The following is an 11,869-nucleotide window of genomic DNA, read 5'->3' on the forward strand; positions in this document are numbered from 1 at the left end:
AAAGCGTGGGACCAGTTCTGTGCGGCCGAGCGGTTGGACCCGGGCGTGTGCGAGACGGTCGCGCCTGGGAATGCGACGCTCGAAGTGGCGGACGACGAGGCCACGGCCCACGGGTTCACGGACACCGAGGCGCTCGACTACGTTCAGCGAAGTGGGGACAAAGGGCACGCACTCAAGACCGCGCAATCCGTCGCCGGCGAGCTGTCAGCCGCGTTGCAATTTATTGCCAATAAGCTGTAATTGTTGGTATCTCAAGGAAATTTGACATTCACTCATCTGCTGCTCTGCTGCTCTGCTGCTCTGCTGCGGAGCGGCCCCGCGAAGCATGAGCCTCGCTCAGTTGGGCTGTACTCGGCGTGAACACCCCAGCACTAGCTAGGTAAATCCCCAGTATCGAGACCGCTTCGATTCGAACAGGCAATCGCCTGAATAGGCTGTACCGAGAAAAATTTGCAAACGCAAGACCTGGCGCCTCAGAGGCTGCGGAAAAAGATTGCCGTCGAAAACGCCTACTCTGTTGACAAATTCCCTGAGACAGGAGAATATTCGGTCCGCACAACTGGAAAGCAGAGCGTCGGCAGAGCCGATTCGGGCTCGTATTTGTAATGCTTTGACGCACTGATTTGTGCTAGCCCATTGCCTAGGAGCAGAACTTGAATCGCCTCTCCCGGATCCCGTCCGTGTTCACCCGGTTCCCCCAACTGCTTGCCCTCCGCGACCGCCTCGCCGGGCTGTTCCGCACGCGCCACGCAACGGCGCCCGTGCCGACCCGGCTGGGGTTGGAGTCGATGGAAGAGCGACTCGTGCCCGAGGGACGCCCCTTGCCGTTCCCGGTGATCTTCGCCGGGTCCGATGCCGGCAGCGCACTTGTAACCGCGTACAACGCGGACACCGGTACGCAGCGGTGGTCCGTGACCGCGTTCGGGGACGGGTTCGCAGGCGGAGTGCGGGTGGCCGCCGGAGACGTGACCGGTGACGGCATCCCAGACGCGATCGTCGCTCCCGGCAGCGGGCGCTCGCCCCAGGTGCGCGTGCTCGACGGTATCAGCGGCGCTGAGATCGGCGGCTCGCTGGGCAGTTTCCTGGCGTTCGGAGCCGAGGACACTGGCGGGGTGTTTGTCGCGTCGGGAGATGTCAACGGCGACGGGCGCCAGGACGTAATCGTGGCGGCGCTCACCAGCGCCGGGCCGCGCGTCAAGGCGTTCAGCGGCACCGACGGGGCCGTGCTGGCGAACTTCGCGGTACCGGGGGCCGCGTTCGCGGGTGGCATCACCGTTGCGGCAGCGGACTTCACCGGGGACCGTAAGGCCGAGGTGGTCGTCGGTGGGTCTGGTGGTCGGGTTCTGGTATACGACCCCCTCACCGGGAGCTTGGCCGGGGGCGGACTCGGCGAGCGGTTCCTGACCCCGTTCGGCACCGGGTACACTGGAACTGTTTTTGTGGGTGCGGACGAGCGCGCGGGTGACACGGACGGCGATGGCGTGTCCGACTTGGCCGTGGGCACCGGTCCCGGAGTAACAGCCCAAGCGAAGGTGCTCAGCGGGGCCACCGGCGCGACGCTGTATGACATCAATCCGTTTGGAGTCGGATTCGACGGCGGGGTGCGAGTGGGGCTTGCGTATGTCGACGACGACGACCGCGCCGACCTCGTTGTTGGGAGCGGGCCGGGAACGGCGGCACAGGTGAAGGTGTTCAGCGGGGCCACCGGCACTCAACTCGCGGCCCCTCTCGGCGTCTACAGTCCGTTCGGTGGCTCGCTGTCTGGCACCTTTATCGCCGCAAGTAATGATCCCACCGATGGGGGCGTGCTCTATTATGTCAAATCGATCAATTATCATGGTACGACTGTTGATTTGACAATTACGTATGATGATGATGATAATGAGTTCCAGTGGAATTACACAGTTACGAACACCGCATTTTGGGGCAGTGCGTCGATCTACTCCTTTACGATTGGCCTCTCCAGCGGTGTGGAGATCCTGGCCGCAACGAACGACCGCGGCTGGTACGATCCGTCCGGCTGGACCACTTCATCGATTGAGTGGTCGATGATGCCGGGTTCAGCGTCAGGTATCGCCCCCGGCGGCGGGGTTGGGCACTTCTCGTTCACTACCCGGCCAACCGAAATCTCCCAAGCGGCCATAAACCTTGATAGCAGCAGCGGGTTCATGCTACTTGGACCCGGTGAGGGCATTTACGGCGACATCCCGTTGTGTCTCGCTACACTTGGGCTGCCGTGCTTCGATGGCGAGGTCGTCGACCTCAAGGAGCTTGACGCAGCAAGCCCACAGGACGAATCGGATAATCCGATTCGGTACGTAGACGGGGTCAACCGTATCGTAGCCCCGGGACTATCATCCGATGGTCTTGGTGCGGGTTGGGGGACCGTTCTATCGTGGTCCAATGATCCCGGGTATTCAGTCAGATCCAGCGCAGGGAACGGGTGGGTAGCTGGGGACCAGTCCCGTTTGTACCAGCTCGGCGTGGTGCTGTACCTGGTGACCGACGCCTCTACCGCGACTTTCTTCGACGGCCAAGGCACGCCCGACGCGAACGGCAATTACGCCACTTACGCCCCCCGCTTCTATAATAAGGCCGTCGTAGCGTACGATGGGGCAAACGATCAGTTCGTGGTCACCGCAGGCGACGGGACCGTGTACCGGTACCTGGGGTTCGGATCGGCGCGGCCGGCGCTGGCCCAAGGCGCCTTCCAGTCTCGCGCCACTCCGGGCGGGTTGGTCACGCAGGTCACCTCCCGTGACACGACGGGGCGCCCGCTCGAGATCCAATCGGCCCAGACGGTGGGCGGAGTTACCACCACCGAATCGTATGTGTACACGTACCTCGGATCTGGGAACCCGAACGCCGGAAAGTTGGATACGGTCACGCTCCGCCAGAAGGTCGGGGTCGGTGCCTGGTCGACCGTGCGGCAGGTGAGCTACGCGTATTACGGCTCGGGCGACGCGAACGGGAACCTGGGGGACCTAAAGCGGCTCACGGTGAGCGACCCGACCGGTGCCGTCATTGACCAGAGGTATTACCGGTACTACGTGGCGGACACGTTCAGCGGGGCGACCCAGATCGGGTACCAGTACGGGCTCAAGTACGAACTCGGACCGAACGCGTACGCTCGGCTCAAGGCGGCCGCGGGCGGAACCGACGCCAGCGTCGAAGGAGCGACGGACGCGACTGTCGCAGGCTACGCGGACCGGTACTTCGAGTACGACTCGCGGCACCGGGCTACCAAGGAGACGGTGTCCGGCGACGGCTGCACTTCGTGCTCCGCGGGTCAGGGCTCGTACACGTACACGTACACCCCCAGCAGCAACACGATCGGGTTCAACTCGTGGGCGGTGAAGACGGTCGAGGTGCGCCCGGACGGGAGCACCTCGACCGTGTACACGAACGCGTACGGGCAGGTGATGCTCAAGGCGTTCACAGACGCGGTCACCAGTCTCACGTCGGTCACGTATTACCGGTACGACGCAGCCGGTCGAGTCGTGCTGGCGGCCAATCCGTCGGCGGTGACCGGTTACAGTGACTCGTTCGCCGACCTGGTCCGTTTCGTGTCGGGTAACGCCGTCTACCTGAGCGACACAACTGGCCTGATGACGGCGTACACCTACGCCACCAGTACCACGGCAACCACGTCCGCGGCGGGGGATGCGGCCGGGTACCTGAAGCAGACGGCGATTCGGCAGGGCGAGACCGGGACCGCGATCCCGCAGTACGTCGCCACGTACGTGCTGAACGCGGTGAGCGGGCTCAACTTCGTTCACTTGGCAACAGAAACCGTGTACCGGAACGATAACGGGACCGGTGGGCAGACCACCAGCTACAGCTATACGTTCTTCAGCGGCACTAACCAGGCGGCTTCGACCACGGTTACGCTGCCGGCCGTTACGACCGCGCAGAACGGGTCCGGCAACTCTGCGGCCGTGGTGGTAGTGAACGATGCACTCGGCCGGCCGGTGTGGGCCAAGGACCAGGCCGGGGTGCTCAGCTACACCCAGTACGATACGCTGAATGGGGCGGTGGTGAAGACCATCACCGATGTGGACACCACGCAAACCGGAACGTTTTCCGGCCTGCCGAGTGGGTGGAGCACGCCGTCGGGGGCCGGGCTGCACCTGACGACCAGCTACGAGGTAGACACGCTGGGGCGGGCGACCAAAGTGACGCACCCGAACGGGCGAGTGGACTACACGGTGTACAACGACGCGTCACACGAGGTGCGGACCTACACCGGATGGGACACGAGCACCAACCGGCCGACCGGGCCGACGACGGTGATCCGCGAGGATCGAGCCCGTGGGTACACCGAGACGCTCACCATGAGCGCCGTGCCGGCGGTGAGCGGCGGGCGCCCGACCGGAACCGAGAGCATCAGTCAGGTGCAGTCGCTGTCCCGCACGTACAAGAACGAAGCCGGGCAGGTGATTCAAACGGACGAATACTTCAATCTGGGTGGGCTGAGCTACTCGGCCTCGGTATCGTTGGGCGTCGAAGGTGCGAACTTCTATCGCACCCGGTACGAGTACGACAACACCGGCCAGTTGAAGCGGCTGCAAACGCCACAGGGCACCATCACCCGGTACGTGCGGGACGGGCTCGGGCGGGTGGTGAGCGAGTGGGTGGGGACCGACGACACGCCGACCACCGGGTACTGGAGCCCGAGCAACACCGCCGGCACCAACCTGGTGAAGGTGCGCGAGTACCAGTACGACGGCGGCGGGGTGGGCGACGGCAACCTGACGACGGTGACCGAGTACCCGGGCGGCAGTGCCGCGGCTCGCGTCACCCAGAGCTGGTTCGACTGGCGCAACCGGGCCGTGGCGGTCAAGTCGGGCGTCGAGACCACCGAATCAACCGACGTGAACCGGCCGCTGGTGGCGTACATGTACGACAACCTGGGCCAAGTGACGCTGACCCAGACGTACGACGGGGACGGGGTCACGCCGTCCATCTCCGCGGGCGTGCTGAGCCTGCCTGCAGGTACCGGGACGAAGCTGCGCGCGCAAACGGCGACTAACTTCGACGAGTTGGGGCGGGCTTTCAGCACGCAGGTGTATAGCGTCAACACGTCTAATGGAACGGTCAGCACCAACAGCCTGGTCACGTCGGTGTGGTACGACGCCCGCGGGCTGGTGATCAAGCAGTCCGCGCCGAACGGGCTGGTGCAGAAGTCGGTGTACGATGGGGCGGGCCGGCTCACCGTCCGTTACACGACGGACTGGGGCAACGACACCGGGTATGCGGACGCGTCGAACGTGACCGGCGAGACAGTATTGGAGCAAACCGAGTACAGCTATGACGCCAGCGGGAACGTGCTGACGGTGACGAGCCGGGAGCGGTTCCACGACGCGAGCGGGACCGGTGCGCTGGGCTCGCCGGCGGGCGGGATCGGGGCGCGGGTGAGCTATGCCGGGTACTACTACGACCTGGGGGACCGGCCCACGGCGTCGGTGGACGTGGGCACCAACGGCGGGAGCGCGTGGAGTCGGCCCGGAAGCGTGCCCGCGGGCACAGCAACGGTGCTGGTGACGAAGACCCGGTACGCAACCGACGCGGTGCAGTGGTTGCAGCTCACCGGGGCCAACGTGGGCGGCTCGTTCACCCTGACGTTCGGCGGGCAAACGACGAGTTCGCTGGCGTGGAACGCGTCGGCGGCGGCGGTCCAATCGGCATTGGAGGCGCTAACGTCGATCGGCAGCGGGAACGTGGCGGTGACGGCGGCCCCGGGCGGGTACGGGTGGGAGGTGCGGTTCACGGGGACACTGGGCGGTAAGTACCAGCCGGCGCTGGTGGCGACGGGCGGCAACCCGACCATGTCGGTGACCGTCGTCAACGCCGGCGGCGACACCGGGCGGGCGGCGGAGACGACGGACACGGCGGGGCGGGTGAGCCGCACCTACGCGGACGCGCTGGGGCGCACCGTGCGGACGGTCCAGAACTTCGTCAACGGGGTGGTGAGCGACGCGGACGACAAGACCGTGGGGTACACGTACAACGGGGCCGGGATGACTTCACTGACCGCCTACGTGACGGGCGGCGGGGGACAGACCACGCAGTACCTGTACGGGGTGAGCCAGGGCGCCGGCAGCGCGATCGATTCGTTCGACGTGGTGGGCGCGACCCGGTGGCCGAACCCCACCACCGGAGCCGCCAGTGCATCCGAGCAGGAAGTCAACACGGTCAACGCGCTGGGGCAGACGCTGACGGCGACGGACCGCAACGGGAGCGTGCACACGCTCACCTACGACATCCTTGGGCGGGTGGTGAGTGACGCGGTGACGACCCTCGGCAGCGGGGTCAACGGGGCCGTGCGGCGCATCGAGACGGCGTACGACGGCCAGGGGAACACGTACCGGGTCACCAGCTACGACGCGGCCAGCGGCGGGAGCATCGTGAACCAGGTGCTGCGGGACTTCAATGGCCTGGGGCAGATGGTGACCGAGTGGCAGGCGCACGGCGGCGCGGTGAACACCTCGACCAGCCCCAAGGTGCAGTACGCGTATAATTTCAACGGGTCCGGCACCACGAACCAGTCGCGGCTCACGTCGATCACGTACCCGTCCGGATATGTGTTGACGTACAACTACGCGTCGGGGATCAACAACGCGATCAGTCGGCTGTCGTCGCTGAGCGATTCGACCGGGACGCTGGAGAGCTACTCGTACCTGGGGCTGGGCACCGTCGTGGTTCGCGCGCACCCGCAGCCGAACGTGGATCTGAGCTACGTGAAGTTGGCGGCGGAGGCGGTGGGCGACGCGGGGGACCAGTACACGGGGCTGGACCGGTTCGGGCGCGTCGTGGACCAGCGGTGGCTAAACCCGAGCACGGGGACGGCAACAGACCGGTTCCAGTACGGGTACAACGCGGCCGGGAACCGTATGTACCGCGACAACCTCGTCAACACCGCGTTCGGTGAGGTGTACGGCTACGACGCTCTGGACCAGCTCACAAGCCTCAACCGCGGCACCCTGAACGGCACCAAGACGGGGATCAGTGGCGCAGTGGCGCGCAGCCAAGGCTGGGACTACGACGCGGTGGGTAACTGGGACAGCGTGACCACCAATGGGGCCGCGCAGACCCGGACCGCCAACGCGCAAAACGAGATCACCGGGATCAGCGGGGCGACCACGCCGACGTACGACGCGAACGGGAACATGACCGGGGACGAGACCGGGCGGCAGTTCGTGTACGACGCCTGGAACCGACTTGTAGCCGTGAAGAGCAGCGGTGGCACCACGCTCAAGACGTACGCCTACGACGGGCTCAACCGACGGGTAAGCGAGACCGTGACGGCGACGAGCGTGACGACAGATCTGTACTACTCGGCCTCGTGGCAGGTGCTGGAGAAACGGATCGCTGGCAACACGACCGAGCGAAACGTGTGGAGCCCGGTCTACGTGGACGCGATGGTGCTCCGCGACCGCGATACTGACGGGGACGGCATGCTGGATGAGCGACTGTGGGTTCAGCAGGACGCCAACTGGAACGTGACCGCACTGGTCAACGGCAGCGGGAGCGTGGTAGAGCGCTACGTCTACGATCCGTATGGCGTGGCGACGATCTACGACGCCAGTTTCACAGTGCGGGCGAGCAGTTCGTACGCGGTCAGTTACCTGTTCCAGGGGCGGAACATCGACTCGACCAGCGGGCAATACCAGTTCCGCAACCGCGAATACAGCGCGACTCTGGGTCGGTTCACGAGCCTCGACCCGATCCGGTACACCGCAGGTGATGTGGTCCTGTACCGCTTCGTGGGAAACAGCCCCAATAATCGAAAAGACCCAACTGGTCTTGCTGGTTCAGATTGGGATTACCACAATTGGGCTATATCCCTGAACCTTGGAGTTGGTACGCCCTTTTTCGGTTTCGGCCCAGGGGTCACCGTGGACAGCTATGGCCAAGTGTACTTTAGTGTCAATGGGTTTATAGGCATTCAGACGCCTGGCCCTGGCGGAAGCATCATGATTACTCGGTATATTGATCCTCGTACCGGCAAACACTATGAGCGAGTTTCCCCCCAAAGACTGGAGAGTTTTGTGACTGGCCCCAGCGTGTCAGGGGGGGGCGCTTTCGGAGTGGGAGGCGGTGGCGGATTTAACAGCAACAGTCGTTTTGGACGGTATGGCAGCAGCTGTGATTTTGGACAGGTCGGTGTCGGGACGCCTTCTCTCGGCGTTTCCGGAAGTTATACTTGGACACCGCTTGGCCTGGTGGCGGACATAGGTAGCCTCCTGCCGGGTGGGTCGTGGTCCCCGCCCCCGCCCCCGCCCCCACCCGGTTACTGGGACGCCAACAGCATGGAATTCGTAGAGATGCCGCCGCCCCTTACCCCGGCACAGCAAATTCAGCAGCAATTGTATATGAATTCACAAACTCTCGAAGAATGGCGAAACGACGGGTGAGAATCGGCTCTGTCGATACACCAAGTTCAACCATCCTGAATTGCTGACGGTGCCAATAGATACCAATCGATGGCACCGTGTCGCCGCTACGTCAGTCGCTGTAGGAAACTGATATTGCTACCAATTATGCGATATGATGCCTCTTTGCCTGTCGGTGTAACTTCCATTGTGTGATGCCGCGTCACGAGAGGTGGTATTGTCGTAACGCTTCAGCCTTCTGAACAATGGCACAAAATGTGCCGCGGAAATCTGCCATCACTGGCCAAATTGGGTCGCAACAAAGGCTCCGTGCCGAGTAGCTTCAGACATTCGGCCCCGCCCGTGGCTACCTTTGGCGAGTTAGTTCAGAAGGCTGAAGCATTACGTATTGTCCATTAAGGATTTGCTAGTTGCATATATATGTGTGGCGCTGTGGTGATTGTGAAATCATCTTTAGATAGATGGGGGCGGCTGATTGCTTCCTTAAGGACTAGCGGACAAAGCCGATTGTGTCGGCTATCCTGATGGGTACTGATCAGGAGCCCGCCGTGCAACTGAAGGACCTCGCCCGACGCCTGCCGGACGATATCTGGGTGATCTTTGAGCCGTTGCTGCCGGCCAAGGTGTGGGTGGGCAACGGGCGCCCTCCGGCCACGAACCGAGAGTGCTTGCATGTGCTCGCCACGGGCATCTCGTGGGACATGCGGCCGTGGTGCTTCCCGTCCTACAAGACGGTCCAACGACGGCTCCAGGAGTGGCTCCGCAAGGATGCCTTCCTGACCGGGTGGAAGCAACTGGCCGAGCGGTGCCACAACTTCTTCGCCCAGTTCGGCCGCGTCGGACGGCGACTGGACCGGAACGCACGGTACTACCCTCGGGTGGTGCCAACTGGCCGCCTGCGTCATCCTTATCCGACCTAATTTTGTCCGGTAGTCCTAATGCCCTGCAGAGCTGAATACGCAGCTTGCGATTTGGCAAATTAGTCGAGTGCAACGTGACTTATTTTATAATAAAACTTGCCGCAGCGACCTTGGTCGCGTTGTCGATTGTCTTTATTTTTTTCACGCGATACGTTCAGGGTGCTTTATGCAGACTAATTCTCTCATCGCGCATTTTTTACTTCCCGCTAACGCATGAGGATGCATCTACATTATTAAGATCAAAATTATATTATATTATTATTAAGTTTGTAGGATTTGTATCATTATTGATGGGCCTGCTTTTAGCTGTGGTCACAATAAGTAAAAAATAAACCACGGGCTGAGGTGTCAAGTGCATTTAGATCGTATGAGTATGCCACGGATCTCTCCTTGCGAGCAGGTGAGCGCGGAGAGCAGCGCAATTCATTCTATCCGTACTGGCAGGTGATCGAGACGCGTGACCGGTTAAAATCCACCCTTATCGAACCTGCCCACCTAAACGATCGGAGATGTGATGCGATTTGCCATGATAGCGACGTTGTGCGCCGCGTGGGCCATTACCGCGGCCGACCCGAAGGCGGGTGATGGTGCTCTCTACTTCCCGGTCAAGGAGGGGACCAAACGGGTGTCGGAGGTTAAGGTCGGAGAGCGGACCATCGAAATGACCGAGACGGTGACGAAGGTCGAGTCTAAAGACGGGAAGCACGTTGTCACGACCGAGGTGGTACACAAATCTGAGAAATATCAGACGACAATTAACATTTTCGAAGTATCCGAACGAGGGCTATCGCGAATCAGCGGCAGGCAGAAGGAGCGAGAGCCCCTACCTCTCCTCAAGCTTGGCACGAAGGAAGGCGAGAGCTGGACGGCCGATCAAATGGGTCAGGGCGGGGTCGTGGGCAAGGCGACGTACACGATGGGCAAGATGGAGGAGGTGAAGGTTCCGGCCGGGACGTTCACGGCCCGGCGGGTGGATGTGGAGATCACGTTCGGGGCTAGCACCCACAAGATGAGCAACTGGTATGCGCCCGGGATCGGGAGCGTCAAGTTCGAGGCAGATTTAGGCGGGAAAGGCATGCAAACGACGGTGCTCAAGTCTTTCACGTCGGGAAAATGATGTGCAGTGCGCTGAAAGGCGCCACGCCAGTTGTTGTCCGCCGACGGATGCAGCGGAACCGAAGGAGACTTCCCGTGACGAACGACCCACCGGCCGAACTGGACAACACTCCGAACCTCGTCTCGTACATCTTCGACGCGCACAATTGCCTCGTTGCGACGCGCTCCCCAGAGGGCCGAGTAACGTCATTCGCCTACACGCCGACGGCCGAAGGATCGACAATCACGAACCCGATCCACCCGACGACGCTTCCGACGAACCGCACATCGTCGGCTGAGGTGACGTCGTGGTCGGAGAGAATTGACACCGAAAGTGGCCGTTTTCGAGGGTGGTGTTTTGGCGTCGGGCTCTCGTCGAAGCCGCCGCGGTCATCCTGCAAAAAGCGGCTCCCGGAAGCGGTGCTCTATTAGGGGAAGGGTACTTGTTTAGCACCCCTCCCGACACTCGGTGCGGTTGAGCAACGGCGAATCTGGTACCATCGGGGCATGTACGAGCCCGCGTGTCCCGGTTGCCGGGATCTCCTCCAGCGTGTCGCCGCACTCGAAGCCCGGGTCGCCGAGTTGACCCGGAAGCTGCAGGAAGCGGTTCGCGCGGGCAAGCGGCAGGCCGCACCGTTCCGTAAAGGTCCGCCGAAGCCCGACCCGAAGCTACCCGGCCGCAAGTCGGGGGCCGCCCACGGCAAGCACGGCCACCGCCCGTCACCGCCGCCCGAGCAGATCGCCGAGTGCCGCGAGGCGCCCCTGCCCGACGCCTGCTCGCATTGCCGGGGCCGCCTCATCGAGACCAGCGCGGCCGACCCGTACCAGACCGAGATCCCCGCACGCCGCTGATCCGGAAGGTCCGCATCCACATCGGCCATTGCGAGTCGTGCGGCAAGCGGGCTCAGGGCCGGCACCCGCTTCAGACGTCCGACGCCCTGGGCGCGGCGGCCAGCCAGGTCGGCCCCGATGCCCAGACCGCCGCCGCGGTCCTGCGCACCCAGATGGGGCTGTCGCACGGCAAGGTGGCGGCCGTGTTCCGGACCCGGTTCGGCATCACCCTGACCCGCGGAGCCAGCGCCCAGATCGGCCTTCGGGCCGCGGCCCGCCTGGAACCGGATTACCAGAGGATCCTCGACCACGTGCGGTCGTCCGAGCCGATCGCGGCGGACGAGACCGAGTGGCGGATCGGGGGGCACACGGCCTGGCTCCACGCGTGGGTCGGTGACCGGGCCACCGCGTACGCCATCGACTCACAACGCCGCGCCGACGCCCTGGAGCGGGTGATCGGGGCGGACGGGTCGGGCGTCCTGAGCCACGACGGGTTCGCCTCGTACGAGCGATTCGAGGGGGCGATCCACCAGCAGTGCCTGGCCCATGTGCTCCGCCGCGCGCGGGAACGGCTGGAGCGGGCGACCCGTGGGGCCGTGCGGTTCCCGCGCCAGGTGATCGCGCTGC

General features: G+C 63.4%; 6 protein-coding genes. All 6 read left to right on the forward strand.

Features of this window, described 5'->3' with window-relative positions; genetic code table 11:
* The coding region (locus R5W23_RS04490) for a hypothetical protein (protein WP_320685294.1) at window positions 1-240 on the forward strand (240 nt) is incomplete at its 5' end.
* Between the two features lie 413 nt (window positions 241-653).
* Entirely contained in the window at window positions 654-8,417 is a 7,764-nt protein-coding gene (locus R5W23_RS04495; RefSeq protein WP_320685295.1) for an RHS repeat-associated core domain-containing protein, read from the forward strand.
* Between the two features lie 527 nt (window positions 8,418-8,944).
* Window positions 8,945-9,316, forward strand: a complete 372-nt coding sequence (locus R5W23_RS04500; RefSeq protein WP_320685296.1) for a transposase — start codon at window positions 8,945-8,947, stop codon at window positions 9,314-9,316.
* A 514-nt stretch (window positions 9,317-9,830) separates the two neighbouring features.
* Window positions 9,831-10,433: a hypothetical protein gene (locus tag R5W23_RS04505; RefSeq protein WP_320685297.1), complete on the forward strand. Its 603-nt coding sequence runs from the start codon at window positions 9,831-9,833 to the stop codon at window positions 10,431-10,433.
* Between the two features lie 560 nt (window positions 10,434-10,993).
* Entirely contained in the window at window positions 10,994-11,263 is a 270-nt protein-coding gene (locus R5W23_RS04510) for a hypothetical protein (protein WP_320685298.1), read from the forward strand.
* A gap of 152 nt (window positions 11,264-11,415) precedes the next feature.
* Window positions 11,416-11,869 (forward strand): IS66 family transposase (locus tag R5W23_RS04515; RefSeq protein ID WP_320685299.1); only part of this gene is annotated, 454 nt, incomplete at its 3' end.

This window comes from Gemmata algarum (assembly GCF_034097035.1).
Classification (GTDB): Bacteria; Planctomycetota; Planctomycetia; order Gemmatales; family Gemmataceae; genus Gemmata; species Gemmata algarum.

Excerpts from the sequence above, each read along its gene's own strand:
- R5W23_RS04505 (WP_320685297.1), top strand. The coding sequence starts at position 9,831 with ATGCGATTTGCCATGATAGCGACGTTGTGCGCCGCGTGGGCCATTACC.